We start from the raw sequence: 22,424 nt of genomic DNA, 5'->3' as shown, positions 1-22,424 counted from the left end.
CGGTTTTGCGGCTTGGGGGGGGGGGGGCCCCGCCGGGCGGCGGGGGGGCGGGGGGCCGGGGCCCGCCCCCGGGGGGGCCCGCCCCCCCACGACGAGGGCGCGGCAGCCGAAGGCTTCGGCACGGCGGGCGTAGGCGCCGGTGTCCCAGCCCAGTTCCGTGGGGCCGCTCTGGCCGAGACGGTTGACGTCGATGATCGCCGCGAAGTTGGCCAGCCGGTGACGGCCCGCCTTGTCCAGGGCCTCCCAGACCGACCCCTCGGTCATCTCGCTGTCGCCGCACAGCACCCACACGCGGTACGGCTGGTGCTCCAGGTCGCGTCCGGCGAGCGCGATCCCGACACCGTAGGCGATGCCCTGGCCCAGTGAGCCGGTGGCCGCGTCCACCCAGGGCAGGACCGGAGTGGGGTGGCCCTGCAATCGGGCACCGTTGCGGCGGTAGGTGGTCATCAGTTCCTCTTCGTCGATGGCGCCGGCGGCGAGGAACATCGCGTACAGCAGGGGGGAGGCGTGCCCCTTGGAGAAGACCAGGTGGTCGTTGGCCGGGTTCTTCGGGTCCTGCCAGTCGTAGCGCAGGTGGCGGGTCATGAGGACGGCCATGAGGTCCGCGGCGGAGAGGCTGGAGGTCGGGTGGCCGGAACCGGCGGCGGTGCTGGCGCGGACGGAGTCCACGCGCAACTGCTGAGCCAGCTCGAAGACCTGGTCCAGGCCGCTGTCGGGTCCGAGGGAGACAGTGGGGGTGTTCTCGACCGACATCGCGGCATCCTCTCGTGTCCTGCGTTCTCATCCGGTCGTCGACGGCTTCGGCCCGGCTCGCAGGCCGCGTGCGGTGCCTGTGGGGGGCGTATGCGCTGCTGCGCCGACCGTATGTCCGTGGCCCGGTGACCGCGATCCGAACGCGGTCCGGTCAGAGGGTGCGGTCCAGGAGCTCCGTCAGTGCCTTCCAGTGGCGCTCGGCCGCTGCGCTCTGGTAGGACGCGGTGTCGGACTGGGTGAAACCGTGGCGCGCCCCGGCGTAGACCTCACTGCGGTGGCGCACACCCGCTGCGGTGAGGGCGCGGTCGAGGCGGTCGATCTGCTCGGGCGGCAGCGCGGGGTCCTGGTCGGCGTGGCCGAAGTACAGTTCCGCGGTGATCCGGTCGGCGAGCAGGTGCGGGCTGTCGGCGGATTCCGTGGCCAGCCGGCCGCCGTGGAAACCGGCCATGGCCGCGATCCGCTCCGGGTAGGTACCGGCGGTGCGCAGTGCGAGACCGGCGCCCATGCAGTACCCCGTGGTGCCGAACGGTCCGTCGGTGGTCAGGGGGTGGGCGGCGAGCCAGGTCAGGTAGGCGTCGGCGTCCCGCATCGCCAGATCGGGCGTCAGTGCCTGCATGACCGGGCCGAGACGCTCGAAGATCTCCGGGCGCTGGGCCGGGTCGATGAATTCGGGCAGCTCGACGACCGGCGCTCGCCCCTGACGGTAGAAGATGTTGGGGGCGAGGACGGTGTAGCCCGCTCCGGCGAGGCGGTCCACCATCTCCTTCAGGTGAGGACGGAGTCCGAAGGCGTCCATGTAGAACAGGACGCCCGGGTGCGGCTGTCCGTCGTCGGGATGGGCCAGGTAGGCATCGGCAGTGCCGTCCTGGGTGGGGATGTCCACGGATGTTCCGCGCACGGCAGGCATGGGCGGCTCTCCTCTCCGGTCCGTTCCCGCCGGTCCGTGCCGCTCCGTGCGTGGAGCGGGAGGCAGCGCGTATGCGCAGGTCGGCGGTTCGGACGACGTCATGAAGCGGGTTGGGTTTCCGTCAGCGATGGTACGGGGCGGTGATCACTCGGCGGCCTGGCCGGCCCTGCTGCCTCCGGTCCCGTACGAGTGACGACGATCACGGGTGCCGGAACGCCGGGACGGGCACCTTTATGCGTGGTGTCCCCCCGGGTGCCGGACCTCCGACTCGGTATCGTCGTCCGGCATCCTCGGTGAACCTCGGTGAACGGAAGGAACGGTCACGGACAGCAGGTGACCTGTCCGGCACGCAGCCCTGACGATGAGAGATTCGAAGCCCGATGACAGACAACTCCGACATGATCGCATTCGTCCGCGCGCGGCTCGCCGAGGAGGAGCAGCTCGCGCAGGCCGCGGGCGGGGACAGCTGGCGATGCCCGACGGGCGTGCCCGGCGAGGTCCACGACAGGTCCGGCGCCATCGCGTTCACCTTGCGGGATCACGGCTTCGACCAACACATCGCCTTCCAGGACCCCGCACGCACACGCCGCCGTATCGAGACCGACAGGGTCCTTCTCAACGAGTACGAGGAGATCGCCGACCAGGACACCGACCGCCCCGAGCACGACTTCTCGTCGGGCCGCGCGGTCGGTCTCGGTTTCGCCGTCCGGCAGATGGCGGCGGAACACGCCGGCCACCCCGACTACCGTGCGAAGTGGCTGCCGCGGTTCTTTCACTAGTGCCGCGGCAGGCAACGGCGGTGGCGCCTGAGGTTACCTATCGACATATCGCAGACCTGCGTCACGTCATCGGAAGGAGCGGTTGCCATGGAGCGGACGACGTGTTGCGTCGTGGGTGGCGGCCCGGCCGGAATGGTGCTCGCGCTGTTGCTGGCCAGGGCCGGGGTGGCGGTCACGGTACTGGAGAAGCACGGCGACTTCCTGCGCGACTTCCGCGGTGACACCGTCCATCCGTCGACCCTGGCGCTCCTGGACGACCTGGGACTGGCCGCCCGGTTCGGCCGGCTGCCGCAGCGACGGGTGTCGACGGTCCAGCTGCCGCTCGGCCCGGACCGGGCGCTGGTCACCGTCGGGAACATCGGCGCGCTGCACGGCACGTACAACTACATTGCGATGGTGCCGCAGTGGGATCTGCTGAACCTCCTCGCGGACGAGGCAGGCCGGGAGCCGTCCTTCTCCCTGCGGATGAACACCGAGGCGACCGCCTTTCTGACGGAGGGCACGGAGGTCCGCCCAGGCCGGACGAAGCCGGGAGTCCGGGGAAGGGTCACCGGGGTCCGGTACCGCACGTCCGACGGTCGCACCGGCGAGTTGCACGCCACCCTCACGGTGGCCTGCGACGGCCGGGGGTCGCTGGCCAGGTCGTTGCCGGAGCTGGGACTGCGGGAGTTCGCCTGCCCCATGGACGCCTGGTGGTTCCGGCTCCCGCGGCGGGAGGCCGATCCGCACGGGCTCGTGGGAGGCGTGGGCGACCGGTTCGTCAGCGCCATGATCGACCGGGGGGACTACTGGCAGTGCGCCGCACTCATCCCGAAGGGAACCGACGGCCGCCGTCGTGCCGCCGGCCTCGACCGGTTCATGGCGGAATTCACGGCCGCCGTCCCCTGGCTCGCGAACCGGGTGCACACGCTCGGCTCGTGGGACGAGGTGAAACTTCTCGACGTGCGGCTCGACCGTCTGCGGCGCTGGCACCGTCCGGGGCTGCTGTGCATCGGCGACGCGGCACACGCGATGTCACCGGTGTTCGGCATCGGCATCAACCTCGCCGTCGAGGATGCGGTGGCCGCCGCCCGCCATCTCGTCGGACCGCTGCGCGCCGGCAGGGTCGGCCTGCGCAACGTGCGCCGTGTCCAGCGCCGCCGCCGCCCGACCACCGTCGCGACTCAGGCCCTGCAGCGGTTCGCGCACAGGAACGTCATCGAACCGGTCCTGTCGGGCCGCCCGGCGTTCGGTGACGCGAAGCGCGCCCAGCGGCTGGGCGAGCTCCTCACGACCTCACGATGGCTGAACCGCCTGCCGGCGTACTTCCTCGCCTACGGCGCCCTGCGCGAACGCCCGCCGACCGCGTCGCTGCGCTGAGCCGGGCGCCCTGGAGCGAGCGCGTGACAGGGCCTCGTCTCCGTCTCCCGGGCATCCAACAGGGCGCCGGTGAAAAGAGGTTCGGCCGCCATGGTCCGGAGCGGGGAGGGGCCGCGCCGCCGCGGCTCCTCCCCGTAGTACGTCCCGCCCACTGCCCGAGGGTGCCCCTGCGGACCTCAGTCGAGGTAGGCGAACGATTTCACCTGGGATGCGGTGAGGGCCCCGTTGAAGACGCGGACGGTGTCCGCCCCGCCGTGGAAGTACTCGCCCCAGCCGCCGCCCGCGGTGTGGCCGCGGCCGATCTGGAGCGGGCCGGGGGCGGCCCAGGAGGCGTTGAACTCCGAGGTGGCCACGGCCTCGCCCTTGACGTACAGGGTGATGTGTCCCTCGGAATCGTCGTACACGAAGACCACTTCGTCGGAGTAGGTGGTGGGAGCGCCGGGCCCGGCGACGACGCTCTCCGCCGCGCCCGGTTCACTGCCGTGGGTGACGATCAGCTGCCATTCGGACGCGGCCGGGTCGTAGCGAACCTTGTAGGCGTCACTGTCGGCATCGCCCTGGGACAGGACAGTCATCGGCCGGTCGGGGGTGGCGTCGGCGAAACGGACCCGCAGGCCGACGCTGAAGCTGTCGGCGGTGTCGACGACGGGGCCGCTGGTGGCGGCGTAGTCGTCCACACCGTCCAGGGCCAGGTGGTCGTTGCCGTCGAGTGCGCCCGCCGGGAACTCGGAACACTCGGGATCTTCGAGGCAGGCTTCGTAGTCGGGGGTGTAGAACCCGGCGCCACCGTGCAGGGTAAGCGGCTGGTCGCCGTCCTGTCGGTCGGGGATCACACCGTCATCGGTCCGCTCGATGTCCCAGGAGGCGACCAGTTCGGCAGGTCGGGAACCCAGCCTCTCGATCTCCTTGCGGGACACGACCCGGTCCCAGACGCGGACATCGCCGATCTCGCCCCGCCAGCGCGCACCGGCGTCGCCGCGGGCGCGGCCGATCTGGAAGGCGCCAGGTGCAGCCACCAGGGCGACGCCGGTCTCGGAGGCGACCTCCTTGCCGTTGACGTAGAGGCGCAGGGTGTTGTCCTCGGCGTCGTACAGGCCGGTCAGGTGAGCCCATCCCCCGACGGAGGCTGTGCCGCCGGTGAGGGTGGTGGCGCCGTAGCGGAAGGCCCAGGTGGCCGGCCCGTCCGCGGTCGGGCGCAGGCCGAGGGTGAAGGCGGAGGCGCCGTCGGCGGCGTCCTGGCTCGCCACCGTCATCGGGGTGCCGGTGGCGGCGGGGCGGGCCCAGGCGGAGAGGGCGAAGGTGTGGGTGGTGTCCGTCGCGGGGGCGTCCGGAGTGAGGTAGCTGTTGCCCCGGCCGTTGAGGGTGACGGAGGAGGTGAGGTCGGTGCGGGAGGGAGCGGGGGCACCGAAGAGGACGCCGTCCGCGGCGCGGGCCACGGGGCCTGCCTCGGCGGCGGCGTTGTCGGCTCCTGCGGGATCGGCGAGCGTCCAGTGGGCGACGGGCGTGCGGCCGGCGGCGACGCGTATGTCGTGAGTCGTCAGGGTGCTGTACCGCCCGGCCCGGTCGACGGCGCGGACCTGCACGGCGTCGGGCCCATCCTCCTCCGGCATCCACCGGATGGTGACCGGTCCGCCCGGCTCCTCGGGCCGCACTCGCTCGGGTGCGGAGCCGAGGAAGGAGTAGATGTACTCGACGACATCCTGGGACGGGGAGTCGAACGTGAAGCTGCCGTAGACACCGACGCCGTCGTGCCAGCCGCTGTTGTCGTCCGGGTACTGCTCCGAGACAACCGTCGGCGGCTCGGGGCTGACCGTGTCGATGATGAACCGGCAGGTGAAGCCCGGGGTTTCGTCGCTCCAGGCGGAGGTCGCGCCCTCTTCGTCGACGGCCCGGACGTGCCAGGAGACGACGGTGTCGGCCGGGAGGTCGGAGGGGGTCCGCCACAGCCGGACGATGGGGGACTTCACAACACCGGAGGTGTAGGTGCGGCGCTGCTGGGCTCCGTCAGCGTCGGTCCACCAGGCCTCGAACTCGGCGCCGGCCCCGTTGGTCTCCCACGCCTCGTTGTCCTCCGTCGTGTCCTCGACGGTGGCCCGGAGTTCGGGTGCGCGGGGCACGTAGACGGGCTCGTCGGAGCAGGCCTTGCTCGAGTCGACGGTGAGGGTGTCGGTGCTCGGCTGAAGCGGAGGAAGGTTCTCCCCGACAGCCGTGGCGATGCCCGGGGTGGCGGCGAGCAGCACGGCCGCCAGTCCCGTGACCGTGGCAGTGGTTCTGGCGCGCCGACCGGAATGCGTGTTCATGCGGTTGGGTCCCCCTGTTTCGGTTGTCGAGTCCTGCGCGGAGGCGGCTCGCGGCCTTCGGCTCGCGCAGGTGCCACACGGAGCCCGGCAGTTAACATGCGCACGATCAGCCCCAGGGCCCCACGACTATAGAGCGCTCTTCGAACGCATTCCGAAAGATTTTCCGACCACCGCAGAACCGCGACGCGCTCTGGGCCACAAACCGGCCCGACATCGCACCCCACTGCGCACAGCGAGGCTCGCCTCTCGCGAACCAGGGTGCTGGGCGATGCCCTCGCGTCCTCGGGCTTCGCGACCAACGGACAACGCATCAGGCATCTCTGACAGACCTACGGCACCACCTGCGAGCCCTATCGGCCGCCGCCATCAGCGGTCCGGCGGCGGGCGCTCCGGACGGCGAGGAACGCCAGCATCAGGCCCAGTACGAGCAGGCCGAGCGGGCCGCCGGTGCTCATCAGCCACAGCAGGCGCGCGGTGGTGGCGGCTTCGTCGGCCTGCTTCTCCACCGACGCCTCCGCTCCCCGGACGTCGACGTCGGTCACGGGGAACAGCGTCACCGGTCCGTTCTCACCCTGCGTCCGGGCGAGGACGGTCTGGTGCAGGGCGCCGTCCAGGGACAGGCCGGTGTCCGCGTCGACCCAGGCGCGCCGCTCGGTGGTGGAGGTGTAGGTGAGCGGCACGGTCTCCGGCAGTGCGGCCAGCACGGCCGCATCCGGGCGCCGGTCCGCGGGCAGGGCGGCGGCGAGGCCCGCCACGACCTGCCGGGGCAGGGCGGGGGGCAGGGCCTTCGCTGTGGCGGGGTCGGTGAGCGTTCCGTCGGCCTTGACGACGTAGACGTACGCCTCGCGGCCGGACACGGTCTCCGTCTTGTCGTACCGGGCGGGGACCGCCTTCTGTATGCCGGTGTCCCAGAAACGGTAGTCACGCCGCTCGGGCTCCAAGGGCCAGGAGATGACCAGTCCCTCGTGCTTCGCGGCACCGGAACCCGCGGGGGCCGGGCGTTCCGTCAGGTCGCGGCGATCCACCGCCCAGATGCTCTCGGAGGAGTTCAGTTTCGTGCCGTCGCGCCCGCTCAGTACGACGCCGTCCGCGACGACGGCGGTCCGGCCGTTGGTGTCCCGCACCTCGACGCGCCGGTCCAGAGTCACCGGCAGGTCCGTCATGAACGCCTTCGTGAGATCACCGGCCCCCAGGGCTTTCGAGTTCAGCAGTGTGGCGGTGCCCTCGAAGCGGAACGTCGTCTTGGTGCCGTCCGGCACCTGGTGCACGGCGGGGTAGACCGTGAACCGCGTGACGGCCGAGGCAGCCACCAGGACCACGGCCGATCCGGTCAGAATCCAGCTGCTCCTGCGCATGGCCTCTCCTCAGTGCGGTGTCCGCCCCGTGCCTGCGGGCCGCTCGCCTACTTAGCGAGCGCTAGGTCAACGTAGAAGGAGGACGTGACGCCGTCAACAAGTGGGGAACAAGGGAATTGACGGCTCCTCAGGTATTGACAGCAGTCCGGTAGCGCCTGGGACTTGTGCGGTCGGTCACGGGGCCGCTCCGTACGCTGGTCGTCGTTGTGGACTGGGGCGGCGTGATCACACGGATGTTCCGGCCGGCCCCTGATCCTGCCCGTCGTGATCGTCGAACATGAGGGCATCTCCCCCAGAACGCCCACCGACGCCGGTCAGGGTCCACGATGACCTCATGCACGACTTCGGGTCCCTGCGCTGTCGACAGCCTCTACCATCACCACTACGGCATCGGCGATACGGACCATGCCGCACTTGGCCACACCGAGCGCAGCACACGCGAGAACAGGTGAGCGCCGAGCTCCACCGGCTTGAGTCGGTGCAGGCCCGGTTCCACCAACAGCCTTGCGAGGAACGCGACTTGCAGGACCACGTCGCCTCACCGGCTGCTGGAGCCCGCGGTACAGCCGGCCCTCGAAGTGGATCTCGCAGATCAACGCGCGCTTCACGTGCGACATCCACTCGCACCGAGAGCACCTGCACTCCATGGCCGGCAGCCATCTCGTGCCGACGGCCGTCGTCGACCTCACCCCGGCACCCTGCGCCACTGGGAGCTGCGCGCCATGACTTCGCTGGTCACGGGAATCGAGGGCGCGTTCATCAACTCCTGCAAGGCCGGAGCCTCTTCGTACCTCCTCGTCGCAGCCGACGACGTCTGACCATGCACCGGTCGGCACATGGTCAGGCGTCCTGCGGTCAGAGCAGGTTGATCGGACGCATCGCCAGGCCCTCGGTGCCGGCCCAACCGTTCACCCGCGCCGCGTCGTCGTAGGAGACGGAGGAGAGGCCGTGGGGCAGGTCGAAGATGAGCGTGCCGTTGAGTTCGGTGCCCTCACCGGCGACCAGAGTGGCGGTGAACCGGTCGGCCTTGTCGTACTCTGCCTCGCCGCCCTCGTCGTTGCCGAAGACGTACAGGCCTGCGTAGGCCTTGCCGCCTCCTTCGACAACGACGGGCTCGGTGTCCGGCTCTCCGAGCGTCTGGACGGTGGAGGCATCGTTACCAGCCCCGAGCCGCACCAGCGGCGCCTCGTTGAGAACACAGGGCTTCCTGGTGCCGTTGATGACGGTCAGCAGGAAGTGACGGGGGGTCTCCCCTGCCGGATCCTGCAGCTCGACCGCGGGGTTGAGGTCGGTGGCCTTGCAGTCCTGGTAGTTGGTGCCGTTGCCTCCGCCGGTTTCACCGCTGTCCCCGGTCGTGTCACCGGTCGAGCCGCCACTGCCGGTTGCGGTGGCGGTGCCGGAGTCACCCGCCGGCTCCGGGCTCTTCGACGTGCTCTCCCCCGTTGACGCGGAGACCGAGGGCGAAGCGTTGCCCTCGCCCTCGGAGGGCTGGCAGGCGGTAACCGCCAGCATGGCCGCAACCGCTGCAGCCCCCAAGAGGGGGCCGCGCAGGCCCTGACGTACCGATCCGACTCCGGCTGTCTTCGAATGCATGCTGTGTTCCTACTCCCCCGAGACCAGCCCCCAGGACCGGTCGATGCCACAAGCTCTACACAGCCATTCTGGTTACTGCCCATCAGCCGACCACCCCCGAATCCCGGTCTGTTACAGCCCTCGCACGAAGTGATGCCTGAGCGTGACCGTGTCACCGGCGGCACCGCCGCCACGGTCCGGAGAGACGCCCGGCACGGCCCGGCTGCTGTCGGCCGGCGCCTGCCCCCCTCGCGCTCCCTACCGCTCTGCGCAACTCCATCGCCCCCTCTGGGGCGCGCATCATCGAAGGAGAAGAGGCCATCGACGAGGAGTGGCGATGAGGTTGTCTTTCCTTGATCCCCTCTACGCGGAGCCGGGCCCGTTCGCCTCCGTGTACCTGGACACCTCCCGAGACGTCGAGCATCCCGAGCGGGCCATCGCGCTGCGCTGGCAGCGGCTGCGCGCGAGTCTTTCCCGTCAGGGCTCCGACAGGGCGCTGCTGAACGTACTGGAGGAGGCGGTCGGCGCCGACGCCGAAGTGCCGGGGGTCCACGGTCAGGCAATCTTTGCCGCCCACGGCACGCTCGTCCTGGACGGGGAGCTGCCCAGGCCGCCGGAGCACGACTCCGCGCGCTACAGCACCTTGCCGGACACGATGCCCCTGATCACCCAGCACGTTCCGGAGATCCCGTACCTGGCCGTGGCCGTCCACTACAGCGGCCTTCCGACCGCCGAGACACACGGCTGGGTAACCCTGGAGGCGGAGACCGGCACCTGGCCCACATCCATCGTCACTCCCGGTGAGCGTCTGCACTGCAGGGTCGCGGTGGCGACCTGGCACCGCACCTCCCTCCGGCTCGGCCACCGGCTGGACGAACGGGCTCGGCGCGCCCATGCCGACGCCGTCGTCGTGGGCGGGGACGAGTGGGCGTGCAACGTACTGGTCCGCCGCCTGCCGCACACCCTGCGGGACAAGGTCGTACGCGTGCGCGGCCGGACCCCCACCGACACCGGACGCGCCCTGTTGGAGCCGCAGCTCGACGGCGTCTTCCGCGACCGCATGGCCGCGCACGACCGGGAACTCGTGGACATCTTCATCGGCCGGCGTGCCCTGGACGGCCCCATGACGGAGGGCCTGGCCGCCACCGTCGCCGCGCTCCAGCGCGGCCAGGTCGCGGCACTGCTGCTGAACCGGCCGCGAGGGTCTTCGCTGCGGCTCTGGGCGGGCTCCCAGCCCACTCAGCTCGCCCTGAACGAGGCGGAGCTGATGTCCTTCGGCGTGCGGGACGCACGCGAGGAACGCGCCGACGAGGCCCTCGTCCGGGCCCTCGTCGGCACCCATGCCGAGCTGGTCGTCGTACCCGAGAGCGAGCTGAGGCTGGACGAGGGCGTGGGCGCCCTGCTGCGCTACTCCGACCCGGGTACCCCGTCCTGACGCCGGCGCGCCGCGCCTCTCGGATCCCGGGTCGGCCCTTGCGCACGACCGCTCCGGATCGTTCCACGCGCGGAAAACGTGCCGACTCCGGGCTGGAGCGGCCCCGCGGCAGGGACGAGCGGCTGGTCGCCGGCCCGGTGGCCAGACAGGACGGTCACCGCGGCCCGGGGTTCGTCCGGCTGTACGACGCCCATGGATACGATCAGCGGCGACGCGCTCAGCGCTGATAGGTCCCGACCAGGGTGCCGGAGGCCATCTCCCTGCCCTTCAGGGCGCGGTGCACGTCCTCGGCGCCCGGGTGGTCGTGCAGCGGCAGCGGCTCGGACAGGGCGTACAGGCGGAAGAAGTAGCGGTGCGGCCCGTGCCCCGGTGGAGGCATCGGCCCTCCCCAGCCCACGCGGCCGAAGCCGTTGGGCCACGGCAGGCCCCCCAGGGGCTTCTGGCCCTCCACCGCCCCGGTGGTCCCTGGATCGATACCGGTCACCAGCCAGTGCAGGAAAGTCGTCCCCGGTGCGTCAGGGTCCTCGCACAGGAGCACCAGCTCCGTGGCCTCGTGGGGCACCCCCGACCAGGTCAGGGGCGGTGAGATGTTCTCACCCTCCCCGCTGTACCGACGGGGAATCACCGTTTTGTCGTCGAACGCGGTGCTGCTGAGTTCAATTCCGCTCATGCGCGCCGCCATACCCGCAACGCGGGGGCCCCGGCACCGATTCGGCCCCCAAACCCCCCGTTCGGCCGAGCACGCCCGGGCCGCCGCCGGAAGCGGGGCTGAAGATGGCAGTGTGCCGACAAGAATCCTGCTCGAGAGCCGCCCTGGCGCGGGCAAGACGACCGCCATCCGTCGGCTGGCCGCGCTGCTGCCCACCCACGCGGCCACCGGCTTCACCACCGAGGAGATCCGGCAATCCGGCGCCCGCGTCGGATTCGCCTTGGAGACTCTGGCAGGCCGGAGGGAGGTTCTCGCCCATGTCGACCTGCCCGGTCCGCCACGGATAGGGAAATACGGCGTCGACCTGGGCGTGATGGAACGACTGGCGCTGCCGTCCCTCGGGCCGACAGCAACCGAGGAGGCTACGGGGCGGCTGGTGCTCATCGACGAGCTGGGGCAGATGGAACTGGCGTGCACGGCGTTCCGGCACGCGATCGATGCGCTGTTCGTCGCAGAGGTCGACGTCATCGCCACGGTCCACACGCACCGCGATCCGTTCACCGACGCCCTCAAGCGGCGCGCCGACATCGAGGTCGTCCAGCTCACTCCGGCAAACCGGGACGTCCTGCCGGGGGAGCTCGCGGCTCGGCTGCAGCGGCCCCGGACGCACAGAAGGCCCCCCTCTCACGGATGAGAGACCGGCCTCCGACCTGCCGAAAGCGGGGCGGCAGGATGCGAAGTCGCCCGGTCGGTGCAACCGGCGGCGCCCACTACCAGGGGTCGGCGCCTGCCCACCGAGCACGCGGTCGGAATCACCTTCACCAACCCCATTCGGCGCCCGCTCATCCCCGGCCGGGGCCGAAGACGTCAGGCGCGGATCGACGGCACCGAGACCCAGGTCCGTCACCCGCAGGCGAACCGGCCAGGACGGTGCGCATGCGTCTCCGGGGAGAAGAAGCAGAATGAACGGGGCACGGATCGTCCTGGACCACAGCAAGATCGGGACTACAGCAAGATCAGGACCACATCCGGGCCAACCACTCCGACAAGCTGTCCATAGCCGCTGCGTACGCAGGTCGGCACTGCGTTGCCTGCGTACCACCAGCAGTCGAAGAAGCTGATGGCAGGTGATACGCAACCAACCAGCACCTGACTGCCCGACTCAGTTGGCGCTGCCGGGCTCCCCCTCTGCAGTGACACCGAAGCGGCTTGCTGCCCGAAGAAGCTCAACCGGACGTTACGGTCGGCGTTGTCGACGTTCGTGTCCGCCAACCCCTGTTAGGACAACCCCGGCGGTGCGCCGAGCCTTCGGGTCAGCGCGTCAGCACGAGCCCACAGCTGTAGGCGCGCCCGCGGCCCACGCCGTCGGAAAGCGCTGCGACGAACCTGGCGGGGTCAGTCACAGTGAGCGTGCCCTGTACTTCGGCCCGCGCGATCCGCACGGCCTTGTCCGGGCCGGTGCTGGAGACCGTCGGCAGCGGACGCACGAACAGAGCATCTGGACCCGCGATCACCCCGGCTCTTCCCGGAGTCTCTGCATGTCCGAAGTGATGCGCGCACCACTTCTGCATGCCGGCCTGAGTCGTGTGCGCCACTCGCTTGCCCCGCACCGGTGCCCCGCCGGACCCGGTCCGCGGTCGGCTGTAGGTGGGGTTGACCACCGCCCGGAAGCCCACGACGTCGCCGGTCCGAAACGTCCGATCGACGGTGATGTGGTGTGGGGCATCCCGGAGAGCCGCCTTCGGAACGGGCGCCCAGTCCGCCATGACCTTCGACTGGACGACCAGCACGAGGGCCGCCGCCTTGAGGTCGACGGTCCAGGTCGACAGCACACCCACCTGGGCACGCGCCTCGGGATCGCCGTCCGCCACCCACCCCCGGAATCCGCTCATGACAGTGCGGTGCATCTCCTGGGCGTCGATCAGAGACTTGGCCACGTACGGATGACGGGCGTCCAGCGTCAGGACGGAGTGGGTCGCGACGAATCGGGCCGTCGCCGTGGCGGCGCGGCTCCGCGGGGAATCGCTCACGGGATGATCTCTTCCCATTCGATGGGGTTCGGGTCGAGGGTGATCCGCCGACGGACCTCCCAGCGGGTGGTGTGCTCGGGTCCCAGCGCGTGGAACCCGACCGGCTGGTCCCGCACCGGGATGGCCCCGTGCTTCGTGGGCGGGACCTGGAACCACGCCCACAGCCGACGCCCTCCATCCGAGGCGTCCTCCGGCCCCGGCAGGAGCGCCCGGGTTCGGAAGGCCGTCTCCGCGTCCCCCGGGACGACTCCGAGGTGCAGAGTGCCGGACGGCGGGCAGGACTTGCGGCCCAGCCATAGCAGCCGACGGGGACGCTCCAACGCCGCTCCCACGGATTGCAGGAACTGCTGGTCCTCGTGCTGGAGCGCCACGAGGAAGGTGGCGTCCGCGAGGTACCACCGCTCGGTGATGAGGGCGGAGCGATGCAGCTCGCCCGAGACCAGCGCGCCGGAGACGGGATCGGCAGCGATCTTCTTGGGGGCGCCGTACCAGCCGCTCAGCCTGTGGTCGCCGAACCAGTCCCCCGTAGCCTCGTCGAGGGAGGCCGACACGGCGGCGGCCCGCCGATGGTCGGTGATGACGTCGCGGGGGCGCAGCGGATACCGCCCGGCGCCAACCGTTTGGTAGTCCCGGACGGGCATGCCCGGATGGTCAGCACGCACGGCGAAGACGGTACGGACGAGCTCCCCGAAGAGGGTGCGTCCCGCACCCCGTCCCTCCTGCGAGGCTTCGGCTTCCTCTGCCTGCGTCTCCCTCGGCAGCCCGAGCGCCGCGGCGCACATCCCGATGACGGCCGACTTCGTGGGGCGTCCGTGCGACTCGCGGCGCGGCGCGAAATGTGAGGCCACTCCCCAGGACTGCAGGGGTGCCGCCAACCTGAGGAGCAGGACGTGGCTCACGGGACCAGACCCTCGATCGAGTCCACCCGGATGGCGTCCGGTACGCCGGACTCGTCGAGGAGGGTGTCGATCTCGGCGTCGTACGTGAGCATCCGCGCCGCGCGGATGTCTGTCCTCCGCCTGCTGACGAAGGCGTGGTGCCGGAGCAACCGCCGCACGCCGGCGAGCCCGGCCGGACCCTCGCTGTCGTTGTAGCCGGGGTCCTCGATCACAGGCCTCTGGAAGGCAGCCGCATAGTTGTACGGGCGATCACCCTCGAACGCCAGAATCAGGGCGGGCAGCGACCCGGTGGAGGCTGTGGAGTTCTTCTTCGCCTCAGGGAAAGCCTCGACGAACGCGTTGACAAGCTCGTGCTCGGCAGCGATCGCGGCCTCGTCCGCCTTCTCCTCGGTCATGCCCGCCGCGCGCAGGTTGGCCCTCAGCTGGTGCCGGTCCAGGACGGTGTGCCGGTAGAAGGTGCCGGAGATCAGCGACTGGTATCCCGTCATGCCCGCGCCGCCGTCGTCCGCGGCATCCAGGAAGTCCAGTGCGTTCCGCTTGCGCTCCAGTTTGGCGTCATCAGCTGCGGCATAGAAGTCATCGACTCGTTCCGCTTCATGAATGGTGAATGCGTGTGCACTCTGCACAGCACCGTCAACGTTGGGAGATTCGGCGATCTCCGCGAGAAACCTTCCGTAGAGCGCGATGTCGATGGCGTCACGCGGAGCCAGCGCGGTGAGCACCACGGTCCGGGCCTCCTTCGACAGAGGAGGCAGCTGCTTGCCGTCCACGCCTCCGCCCTCCGCTCCGGCAGCCGCTTCGGCGTCGTCGGACGTCTTGCGCGTCCCCCGTTTCGGCTTCGTCACCACCTGCTGCGCGACAAGGTACGCGTCACGCCAGCTGGTCAGCTCCGCTGCATGCTCCCCGACGTACGCGGCGATCCGCTCACCGGCGTCCTCCGGAGCGAACAAAAGCACCTTGGTGAGGTTGGCGACGGTCTTCTTGGCAGGATCACCGAACTTCAGCCCGGTGGCTTCCAGCACGGCCCGTGCCATGGTCACCGCCTCGGCCCGCTCCCAGCCATGGGCCGTCTCCAGCGCCCGCGCCGTGATGAGGGCCCACTCCCGCGTCCGCAGCCCTGTCGTCCGGCCCGCCAACGGTCCAATCCCGGTGTTGGCCCGCCTCCGGGCGTGCATCCGCTCGGCACGCCGCCGGGCCTGACTGGTGATCATGTGCCGTTCGACCCCGCCGTAGACGATGGTCTTCGGCAAGCCATTCTCGTTCCGCACGGGCAGGACCGCAGCCAGCGTCTCGAGGAGATGCAGGGAGAGGAACTGGCTCCGCACGGTGGTGCCTTCGGTCACGTGTTGCTGCCCTTCTGCGAGGTCTTGTTCCTGTGGCTCTGCGGCTCGTGGAAATCGACCGCCCAGCGGTAGGCGATGCGCGCCGTACGATCGTTCCACCGCCCGAGGTCCTCGACCAGTCCGGTCCAGGACGGTGGTTGCTGCTCACCCGCCCGCAAGCGGGCGACAGCATGCTGGAGATGCCGGTGGGAAACCCTCCTGCTGGAAACGATCCGGTCGAAGAGCCGGACGGCGCCCGGATCGTCCGGCCCTCGCCCCGCCGGGCCGCCGATCCGCCGGGCCGCCGACCCGAGGCTGCCGTAGCCTCGTGTCGGTCTGTGCACGCCCCGGTGGTACACGGCGAAGAGGAAAGCCACGTACTCGTAGATCTCCCGGTCAGCGTCGGGCGGCGCGAACCAGCCGGCCCGGATGAGCGTGCTGGTGGACGCCGCCGGACGTCTCAGGTCCGCGAGGTCGCCGTAGCGCCGGTCGCGCACCAGCGAAACGAGCCAATCGGTGAGCAACTCGGGTCCCGTCGGCGAAGGATTCGGTGACAGCTCGTCGGTCATGTTTCTCCGTCCACGAGGGTGGCGAACTCCGCCGGCGCCCGCGAGCTGACGAGTTCCTTCTCGAAGCGCACCCGGGCCACCGCTCGTGCCTGCAGGCCCTGCCCGTTCGGCGGTAGCGAATCCAGGCGCTTGTCGAGGAAACCCCGGGCCATCTCCACAAGCCACTCGACGTAACCAGGCATACACTCCGCGACGTCGGCTCCGTCCGCGACGTCTTCGAGCAGGGTGTGGAAGGGATGCTCGGTCGCCTTCCACTGTTCCCCCCGCGCATCGAAGCAGGCGATCTGAGCCTTCTTCTCTGCGGGCTTGGGGTTCGGATACGCAACCTCCCAGGCAGCGAACGCGGCACTGTCCAGGCTGCGGGCGATGTGCTCGGCCACGGCGGACCCCCGTTCCGACGCCAGGTAGAGCTCGGGCGCCCGTCCCGGTGCGAAAGGCGCCACACTGGTCACCCAGCAGGTCGCGGCGGTCTTATTGGCGAGCAGGCCGACGGCGAACAGTGCGAAGGTGCGACTGTCGCACCTCTGCTCCTTCGGTAGGCGGGCCAGCCGGGTGTAGAGACCGCCGGACCTCTTCTCCACCGCGGCGTAGAGAGCATGGGCCTCACGCCAGAGGTCCCGCGTGAGCGAAGGCCACAGGGGCTTGCTCACACCCGTCCGCGTCTCCGACATGACGGCATCCTGAAGGTGCAGAGCGGAATCGAGATCGAGCAGTTCGCCTGCACCGATCAGCACCCGGTCCACGGCAGCCCGGTCTCCATCGAGTCCGGCCTTCGGCCGCATCAGCACCGATCTGCCCAGCGAGCTATGCAGATCAGCAAAGCCCATCACCGGCCGCGGCGGTGGCTTCGCCGTGAAGTTCCGCCGCTGGATCGGCCCCTCCGTCCAGGTGAGATTGAGCACGCGCGGCTCATCGGTGGTGGGAGTGAGGTTGAGACGCAGTGTGTGCCCCAGGGTCTTCCCCAGCGCAAGAACCCTGACACGGCCGCCCAGACGGCCGGTGGCCAGGTTGGTGATGGCCGGGCCGAGAGTCGCCTTGCCGGAGATCCGGGCTCTGCCGGACAGACCGAAACTGTGCTGGGTCAGCATGGCCCTGAACGCTTCGGCCGCGGGCAGGGGAACCTCGTACTCAAGGTGGTGGTGATCGGCGAACTGACTGTAATCACCGGAACGTTCGATGACTAACTGGGCTGTTCCGGCCCCGTACTCCTCGAGGAACGGCGCCAGGAGGGCGTTCTGCCCCAAGGGCCGCGTCGGATGGAAGAGGTTCCAGTCTTCGTCCGACTGACGGGTCAGCCAGGTCGCGACCCCCTCCAGAGACGCCTTCTCCTCCACCCACCGGTCCCACTCGTCGGGCGAGGTCGGATACGTCCCGGAGGCGTAGCACAGCGCCAGCAGGAACTCGGTGAGGGCAACCTTTTCGCCAGGAGTGGCCCCATCGATGTCGCGCAGCGACTCGGTTTGGAGAAACAGGTCCACCAGGTTCAGTGCAACCACCGTGCCGTCCAGCGCCAGTGCGCGGGCGCAGTGATGCATGCGCGGGTCCCAACGGACTTCCATCGGCGGTCCGCCTGAGGGATGGCCCGAATCGGTCGGTTGCATGGTGCGTGACCTCGTTGTCGTACGAATCGCCCATCGTCGAAACGGAGAGCGGCAGGTGGACATCAATGCCTGATCCCCGCACCGCGGGGAGGAGGTGCGGCCGGCATCACCGACGAGCGCCTCTTGCGGACAATCCTCGCGAGCGCGAGGCAGGGATCCCCAGGTCGACGGCTTCCTGTTATCGTCCTGGCGGTTACCCGTTGACTGCCACGACCGGGACGAGCCGCCTCTGAGCAACTGGATGTCCCGGCCGTGGCCTGTAGCGGTCTCTCCCGGGTTCCCTCCGGGAGAGACCTCATATACCCGCTACGAGCCGAGCGACGACGGTGGCGACAGCGATCTCGATCAGCATCAACGCCAAGGCGTTCCGATGCTCCCTCCACCACCCTCCCATCTTCAGCAGCGGCTCTGTCCAGCGCCATGAGCGTTCGTCCATCGTTCTCCTCCTGCGCTCTGCGGACTGGGGACATCCCAGTGACATCCCAGTCAGCAGAGCGTCGAGAGGTACGCCCGACGCCGTCGAGGGCTGAAGTCTGGCACACCTGGCGAAGATTTGAAAAGCGCCGAAGGAACTCCAACTAGCCTGTCTTGGTTGCCACTTATGCCAACTGCTGCTTCTTGGTCGGGCGGCACGGACAAGCATCAGCGCTGCGGACGACGCCGGACGAGGATCATCAGGGTCGCCCGGGCATCCTTGCGCCGGTCGGGATCACGCGACACGACGGAGACGAAGGCGACGCCGAGCAGCGTCCCGGTGTAGGCGAGACCGGTGGCGGCAGCCAGTGCAGTGGCGTTGGTGAGAAGTGCGTACACGACGGGTTCCTTCCTGGAAAGGCCGCCCGGTCGGGGGTCGGGCGGCGGTGGACCCGTTGTCCTTCGTCCGGTGGGTTTCATGCGACTTTCCTGACAGCCCGGGAAGACGATGCGAGCCTGGTCACGACCGGAAAAGATTCCGTCAGGTGAGTAACGGCGTGTGGGGGCTCCATGGACAAGGCGATGGGCAGGCCGGCCCTGCGCGCCCTGTCCGGCCTCCTGAGAGGGCTGTATGACGAGGCGAAGAAGGCCCGTCCTACAGAGGTCTCCTACGCGCAGATCGGGCTGTCCCTGGGGATCCGGGACGAAAAGGAGCTCGGGTCCTGGAAGACGAAACTCGGATCCTGGCTTCAGGGACACACGGCACCCAGCAACCTGGCGGAGTTCCTGGCTTTGGTGGAGTTCTTGGAGTCGAAGCTCGATCGCCGCCCGATCCCTCAGAAGCCATGGCGCAGGGCCTTCGCAGAAGCCCAGGCCGAGAGAGAGCGCAGGACAGGTGGGCGGCCACCCAGGAATCCCGGCTCCAGAGCCGCCGCTCCCTTCCGCTTCCGCCATACGGCCCGGGACTGGTGCCCTCCCGACCTCGCCGGCCGCGACGCAGATCTCGAGCGACTCTCATTCCTGCTGCGGGCGAGGTCCGTGACTCCGGGGTACCTGACCCTCGTGGCGCCGCCCTGGGCGGGAAAAACCGCGTTCCTCGCCGCCTGGGTCATGTCACACGTGCCGGAGGACACAGATGTCATCGCCTTCTTCGTGCGGCAGGGCACCGAGGCGCAGAACTCCGACGATTTCAAGCGGACCGTGACGCGACAACTGGCCCAGCTCGCCGGGAGGAAGGCGGGCCACGGCCAGGACGCGCCGACCACCCTCGCGTCGCTGTGCGAGCAGGCGGCGGAGAAGAGCGTCGCCCGGGGCCGGAAGCTGCTCCTGGTCCTCGACGGCCTGGACGAGGACACCGGGGCGGGAGGCTCGATGGGCAGCATCGCCTCCCTGCTTCCACAGCGTCTGATCCCGGGGCTCACCGTACTGATCAGCATGCGCCCGTACCCACCGCTGCCCAGCGACGTCTATTCAGGACACCCCCTGCGCAAGGCGGAGCAGATCCCGGCGTTCCGGCCCTCTCCCGAGGCCATCGTGCTGCGGGACACGGCCTTCCAAGAGCTCAAGCGGCTGTTCGAGGACTCCCAAGGCCCGGGCCGCGAAGCCCTCGGGTTCCTCACCCTCGCCACGCGTGGCGGGCTCGGATACGAGGACCTGGCCGAACTCATCAGTTCTGGAAACCGCATCGAACCTCTCCCCTACGATCTGGAGGTGCAGCTGCGCAGCGTGGCCGGGCGCGTGCTCGGTCCGGAGGATCTCGCCCCGGACACATTCACCCTGGCCCACACGACACTGCACAGCACAGCGCGAACCCGGTTGGGAAAGCGCCGCCTCGCAGACCTGGCCGCACGTATGGACACCTGGGCCGACGATTACCGTGCCAATAATTGGCCCGAAACCTCCCCCGCGTTCTTGCTCCAGCACTATCCCGAGCTGGTCCGCTCCCGTGGCGATCTCGACCGATACGTCGACTTCACACTCGACCATCGCCGGCTGCTGCGCCTCGCAGATCTGGGCCGGGCCGATCTGGCAATCGCCTCACTCGAACAGGTCACCAGAACACGCCCGACGCCTGCCGTCCTGGCGTCGGCTGCAGCCTCCCGATCCCTTTTGAGCAGCGGTGGTACACATGTCCCACCGGAGGTACTGCAGGCGCTGGCTTCGGTCGGTGACGTCGCACGGACTCGCTCGCTCGCACTGTCCGCCGCGGATCCGGCCTCCAAGGCCCTCCGACTCATCGAGGCGGTCCCCACCCTGCTTGCGGCAGAACCGCAGCCGATCAAAGACGCGCAGCGGCTTGCAAGGGAGGCCGCCGAGTGGGCGGAGCGAGCCCGCTACCAGAACCCGGCGGGCGATCGCGCCGTCGGCCGCGCCGAGGCGGTGGTGGTGAAGGTCGCCGTGGCCCTCGCCTCGGCCGGACTGTCCCAGGACGCGGCTCGGTTGCTGAGGTCGGTCGACTTCTGCCGACGGGAGCTGGCGGCCACGACCGCCGAGGCTGCATCCTTGCTCCTCGATACCGAGCCGCATTTCGCGGACGCGTTGCTGGACGAACTGCTGCTCGAGGCGGAGTACCAGGCGAACTCCCCTGAGGGGCATCTCACCTTCGCGAGGGAGATCTGGGCGGCGGTGGCCAAGGCCGATCCCGCGCGGACCCATGTGTGTCAGCAACGTCTGGGACCGCTCTCCACAGAGGTCGGTACGTCCGAACCGGAGCATGACTCACCCTCCCCCGACCACGCGGACGTCCCCCGGGATCTTCATTCCCGAGCTGACGAGCCGAACGATTACGACGAGCTGCGTGACGAGGCGCGACGCCTGTCCGAACGAGGAGCCGGGCCTGAACTACGGCTCCTGGTCGACCGTTTCACGAAACGGACTACCGCTCCCGAGGCGCCCGCCGACTGGCTCGGCCACCTCGGCGAGCGTGGCCTCCTGGCGACCGGGACGCGAGACCCTTTGTTCACCGTACGTGCGTGGGCCTCGGCCGCCGTGGGCTCTCCGCAACGTCCCGGCTCGGCTCTCCGTTACGCGGAGAAGGCGGCGGAGACCGCACTGCGCGTGTATGGCGTCCAGGTCCCCGCGGCACGGAGCCTGGTCGCTCAAGCCTTCGCCCAGGCTGGAGATTCCGCGCAGGCACGGGAATGGGCGGCGCCCGCGGACGGCCGAAGGCCACTCGGACGCATCGGAGGCTGGTACCGGCGAACTGCTCTGGTCGTGGAGGCGGTGCTGGAACCGCAGACCGTCCTCGCCTCGACGATCTCTGGCTTCCCGGGAGCCGCCGCGTACGACGCGTTCACAGTCGACGCGCTCGGCGTCCTGGCAGATCACGCCGCCGGCCTCCCGGTTGAGGCCCGGCTTGCCGTCCTGGAGAACTCCGCTCGCGCCCGCCTTGGGGCGCAGCCCCTGATGTTCGCCACCCTCGCCGTGCTCCAGGCCGCGCTCGGCAACCCGGAGCTGGCGTACGCGACGATCGCAGGCATCTCGGATTCCGGGGCCCGCGGACCGGCCCTGGCCACGGTGGCCAGCCACCTGGCCGGAACGCCGATACTCCTGGACGTGACGGCGGAGACCGATGACTGGGCGCTGATGGTCCTGTGCACACTCGCGCGCACGCTCTGCCCCGCGCCGACTGACCACCCCCTGGTGGGTGACATCTTGGAGAAAGTGATCCACAAAGCCCTCGAAACCGACACCTGGTACCGCGTCTTGCCGATGCTGACCCATGTCGCTCCGGAAGCGGTCGACGCCGTCCTCCGCGTGGTGGAAGTGGTGAAACAGGACGGACGATGGAGGGTTCCACCAGACACAACCGGCTCGCACTCCGCACGGCTGCGATGAAGAGCGACGCCCACCGGAGGAAGCTCAGCCGCACCTGACGGTCGGCATGGTCGACGTTCGTATCCGCCAACCTCCGTGAGGACAACTGCCACGCTACCTGGTCGCTCCCTCCACCCGATGTGTCGTCGAAAATGCGTCACCCTGCCAAGGGACCGACATAACAGCAGGTCAGCAGCAGTTACCAACCCGGATGGACATCCTTTAGGACACCCGGAGCATCAAAAGGAGCGTCAGATCCCAGAGGAGGCATCGACGGACCGCCGATGAGGGGGCTTGAGCACCCGGAAGAGCTCTCCGTAACGTGGGTGTGGCAGCTCAATGCCCGGGCAAGGCTGTGCGGTCGGCACTCTCCGGTGCGATCTTCACGCGTCACGGGGACGGTGAACCCTTTTACCCATGGCTCGGAGGCGCAGATGTCGTGGGCCTTGGTCACCCGGGAAGCCTCCACAAGAGTGGCGTGGGCCTCTCGGGCGGCTGTGGCATCCGGTCGGCAGGTGCTTACGCGGCCACTCCGGGGCGTGCACCGATCGGTCCTTGACCCACCTCCGAGGCTCGGTCACCGTCCCTGGCTCCGACGGGGGTGAGGCCGGCTCCCACTCTGGTACATCCCTCGGATGCGAGAGCCGTGTTCCGTGGCACGGGG

18 protein-coding genes and 1 pseudogene are annotated in these 22,424 nt (G+C 69.6%); 6 read left to right on the top strand and 13 right to left on the bottom strand.

Annotated elements, in window-relative coordinates; all coding sequences use genetic code 11:
• The coding region (locus AB0L71_RS22460; RefSeq protein ID WP_365245715.1) for a 1-deoxy-D-xylulose-5-phosphate synthase N-terminal domain-containing protein at positions 1 to 753 on the bottom strand (753 nt) is incomplete at its 3' end.
• Between the two features lie 151 nt (positions 754 to 904).
• A complete protein-coding gene (locus AB0L71_RS22455; protein WP_365245712.1) occupies positions 905 to 1,660 on the bottom strand; it encodes a dienelactone hydrolase family protein in 756 nt (251 codons plus the stop codon).
• Between the two features lie 380 nt (positions 1,661 to 2,040).
• Here AB0L71_RS22455 and AB0L71_RS22450 point away from each other — a divergent pair, with 380 nt between their 5' ends.
• Positions 2,041 to 2,439: a DUF6221 family protein gene (locus AB0L71_RS22450; protein WP_365245709.1), complete on the top strand. Its 399-nt coding sequence runs from the start codon at positions 2,041 to 2,043 to the stop codon at positions 2,437 to 2,439.
• Between the two features lie 87 nt (positions 2,440 to 2,526).
• Complete coding sequence (locus AB0L71_RS22445) at positions 2,527 to 3,798, top strand: FAD-dependent oxidoreductase (RefSeq protein WP_365245706.1); 1,272 nt, start codon at positions 2,527 to 2,529, stop codon at positions 3,796 to 3,798.
• A 176-nt stretch (positions 3,799 to 3,974) separates the two neighbouring features.
• Here AB0L71_RS22445 and AB0L71_RS22440 read toward each other — a convergent pair whose 3' ends face one another.
• Positions 3,975 to 6,098, bottom strand: coding sequence for a LamG domain-containing protein (locus AB0L71_RS22440; protein ID WP_365245703.1), 2,124 nt, complete (start codon positions 6,096 to 6,098; stop codon positions 3,975 to 3,977).
• A 350-nt stretch (positions 6,099 to 6,448) separates the two neighbouring features.
• Positions 6,449 to 7,453 carry a porin PorA family protein gene (locus tag AB0L71_RS22435; protein ID WP_365245700.1) on the bottom strand — a complete coding sequence of 335 codons (1,005 nt, stop codon included), beginning with the start codon at positions 7,451 to 7,453 and terminating at the stop codon, positions 6,449 to 6,451.
• A 359-nt stretch (positions 7,454 to 7,812) separates the two neighbouring features.
• On the opposite strand from AB0L71_RS22435, the pseudogene AB0L71_RS22430 reads away from it, so the two are divergent.
• A pseudogene (locus tag AB0L71_RS22430) lies at positions 7,813 to 8,271 on the top strand (hypothetical protein); the annotation flags it as partial.
• Positions 8,272 to 8,308: 37 nt separating this feature from the next.
• Here the strand turns inward: AB0L71_RS22430 and AB0L71_RS22425 are convergent.
• The gene (locus AB0L71_RS22425; protein ID WP_365245697.1) at positions 8,309 to 8,965 is read right to left on the bottom strand and encodes a DUF4232 domain-containing protein; all 657 of its coding nucleotides are present in this window, start codon (positions 8,963 to 8,965) and stop codon (positions 8,309 to 8,311) included.
• Positions 8,966 to 9,362: 397 nt separating this feature from the next.
• Here AB0L71_RS22425 and AB0L71_RS22420 point away from each other — a divergent pair, with 397 nt between their 5' ends.
• Positions 9,363 to 10,460 carry a hypothetical protein gene (locus tag AB0L71_RS22420; protein WP_365245694.1) on the top strand — a complete coding sequence of 366 codons (1,098 nt, stop codon included), beginning with the start codon at positions 9,363 to 9,365 and terminating at the stop codon, positions 10,458 to 10,460.
• A gap of 217 nt (positions 10,461 to 10,677) precedes the next feature.
• On the opposite strand, the gene AB0L71_RS22415 is transcribed toward AB0L71_RS22420, so the two are convergent.
• Positions 10,678 to 11,130, bottom strand: coding sequence for a YbhB/YbcL family Raf kinase inhibitor-like protein (locus AB0L71_RS22415; RefSeq protein ID WP_365245691.1), 453 nt, complete (start codon positions 11,128 to 11,130; stop codon positions 10,678 to 10,680).
• 112 nt (positions 11,131 to 11,242) lie between these two features.
• Between AB0L71_RS22415 and AB0L71_RS22410 the strand changes: the two genes are divergently transcribed.
• Complete coding sequence (locus tag AB0L71_RS22410; protein WP_365245688.1) at positions 11,243 to 11,803, top strand: nucleoside-triphosphatase; 561 nt, start codon at positions 11,243 to 11,245, stop codon at positions 11,801 to 11,803.
• A gap of 619 nt (positions 11,804 to 12,422) precedes the next feature.
• On the opposite strand, the gene AB0L71_RS22405 is transcribed toward AB0L71_RS22410, so the two are convergent.
• The 7 genes from AB0L71_RS22405 to AB0L71_RS22375 all read right to left on the bottom strand — a co-directional run bounded on the left by AB0L71_RS22405 (position 12,423) and on the right by AB0L71_RS22375 (position 18,343).
• Positions 12,423 to 13,139 (bottom strand): type I-E CRISPR-associated protein Cas6/Cse3/CasE, encoded by a 717-nt coding sequence (locus tag AB0L71_RS22405; protein WP_365245685.1) that lies wholly within the window; start codon positions 13,137 to 13,139, stop codon positions 12,423 to 12,425.
• Positions 13,136 to 14,038, bottom strand: coding sequence for a CRISPR-associated protein Cas5 (gene cas5, locus AB0L71_RS22400; protein WP_365245682.1), 903 nt, complete (start codon positions 14,036 to 14,038; stop codon positions 13,136 to 13,138). Before cas5 ends, AB0L71_RS22405 begins: the two co-directional genes overlap by 4 nt.
• Positions 14,035 to 15,381 carry a type I-E CRISPR-associated protein Cas7/Cse4/CasC gene (locus AB0L71_RS22395; RefSeq protein ID WP_365245679.1) on the bottom strand — a complete coding sequence of 449 codons (1,347 nt, stop codon included), beginning with the start codon at positions 15,379 to 15,381 and terminating at the stop codon, positions 14,035 to 14,037. Before AB0L71_RS22395 ends, cas5 begins: the two co-directional genes overlap by 4 nt.
• Positions 15,378 to 15,929, bottom strand: a complete 552-nt coding sequence (gene casB, locus AB0L71_RS22390; protein WP_365245676.1) for a type I-E CRISPR-associated protein Cse2/CasB — start codon at positions 15,927 to 15,929, stop codon at positions 15,378 to 15,380. The genes AB0L71_RS22395 and casB overlap by 4 nt, the downstream gene beginning before the upstream one ends.
• Positions 15,926 to 17,593: a type I-E CRISPR-associated protein Cse1/CasA gene (locus tag AB0L71_RS22385; RefSeq protein ID WP_365245673.1), complete on the bottom strand. Its 1,668-nt coding sequence runs from the start codon at positions 17,591 to 17,593 to the stop codon at positions 15,926 to 15,928. The genes casB and AB0L71_RS22385 overlap by 4 nt, the downstream gene beginning before the upstream one ends.
• Positions 17,594 to 17,825: 232 nt before the next feature.
• A complete protein-coding gene (locus AB0L71_RS22380) occupies positions 17,826 to 17,966 on the bottom strand; it encodes a hypothetical protein (RefSeq protein ID WP_365245670.1) in 141 nt (46 codons plus the stop codon).
• Positions 17,967 to 18,172: 206 nt separating this feature from the next.
• Positions 18,173 to 18,343 carry a hypothetical protein gene (locus AB0L71_RS22375; protein WP_365245667.1) on the bottom strand — a complete coding sequence of 57 codons (171 nt, stop codon included), beginning with the start codon at positions 18,341 to 18,343 and terminating at the stop codon, positions 18,173 to 18,175.
• A gap of 171 nt (positions 18,344 to 18,514) precedes the next feature.
• Between AB0L71_RS22375 and AB0L71_RS22370 the strand changes: the two genes are divergently transcribed.
• Positions 18,515 to 21,781, top strand: a complete 3,267-nt coding sequence (locus AB0L71_RS22370) for a hypothetical protein (RefSeq protein WP_365245664.1) — start codon at positions 18,515 to 18,517, stop codon at positions 21,779 to 21,781.
• Positions 21,782 to 22,424 lie beyond the last annotated feature (643 nt).

The sequence above is a fragment of the Streptomyces sp. NPDC052052 genome (genome assembly GCF_040680455.1).
GTDB lineage: Bacteria > Actinomycetota > Actinomycetes > Streptomycetales > Streptomycetaceae > Streptomyces.
The sequence above is the reverse complement of the archived record's forward strand: the minus strand, read 5'-3'. Positions and strand labels throughout refer to the sequence as shown.

What these genes read in the sequence shown, in the direction of transcription:
- AB0L71_RS22445 (WP_365245706.1), top strand. Translation starts at nt 2,527, where the DNA reads ATGGAGCGGACGACGTGTTGCGTCGTGGGTGGCGGCCCGGCCGGAATG.
- AB0L71_RS22435 (WP_365245700.1), bottom strand. Translation starts at nt 7,453, where the DNA reads ATGCGCAGGAGCAGCTGGATTCTGACCGGATCGGCCGTGGTCCTGGTG.
- AB0L71_RS22370 (WP_365245664.1), top strand. Translation starts at nt 18,515, where the DNA reads ATGGACAAGGCGATGGGCAGGCCGGCCCTGCGCGCCCTGTCCGGCCTC.
- AB0L71_RS22455 (WP_365245712.1), bottom strand. Translation starts at nt 1,660, where the DNA reads ATGCCTGCCGTGCGCGGAACATCCGTGGACATCCCCACCCAGGACGGC.
- casB (WP_365245676.1), bottom strand. Translation starts at nt 15,929, where the DNA reads ATGACCGACGAGCTGTCACCGAATCCTTCGCCGACGGGACCCGAGTTG.
- AB0L71_RS22420 (WP_365245694.1), top strand. Translation starts at nt 9,363, where the DNA reads ATGAGGTTGTCTTTCCTTGATCCCCTCTACGCGGAGCCGGGCCCGTTC.
- AB0L71_RS22450 (WP_365245709.1), top strand. Translation starts at nt 2,041, where the DNA reads ATGACAGACAACTCCGACATGATCGCATTCGTCCGCGCGCGGCTCGCC.
- AB0L71_RS22385 (WP_365245673.1), bottom strand. Translation starts at nt 17,593, where the DNA reads ATGTCCACCTGCCGCTCTCCGTTTCGACGATGGGCGATTCGTACGACA.
- AB0L71_RS22440 (WP_365245703.1), bottom strand. Translation starts at nt 6,098, where the DNA reads ATGAACACGCATTCCGGTCGGCGCGCCAGAACCACTGCCACGGTCACG.
- AB0L71_RS22380 (WP_365245670.1), bottom strand. Translation starts at nt 17,966, where the DNA reads ATGGACGAACGCTCATGGCGCTGGACAGAGCCGCTGCTGAAGATGGGA.
- AB0L71_RS22415 (WP_365245691.1), bottom strand. Translation starts at nt 11,130, where the DNA reads ATGAGCGGAATTGAACTCAGCAGCACCGCGTTCGACGACAAAACGGTG.
- AB0L71_RS22425 (WP_365245697.1), bottom strand. Translation starts at nt 8,965, where the DNA reads ATGCTGGCGGTTACCGCCTGCCAGCCCTCCGAGGGCGAGGGCAACGCT.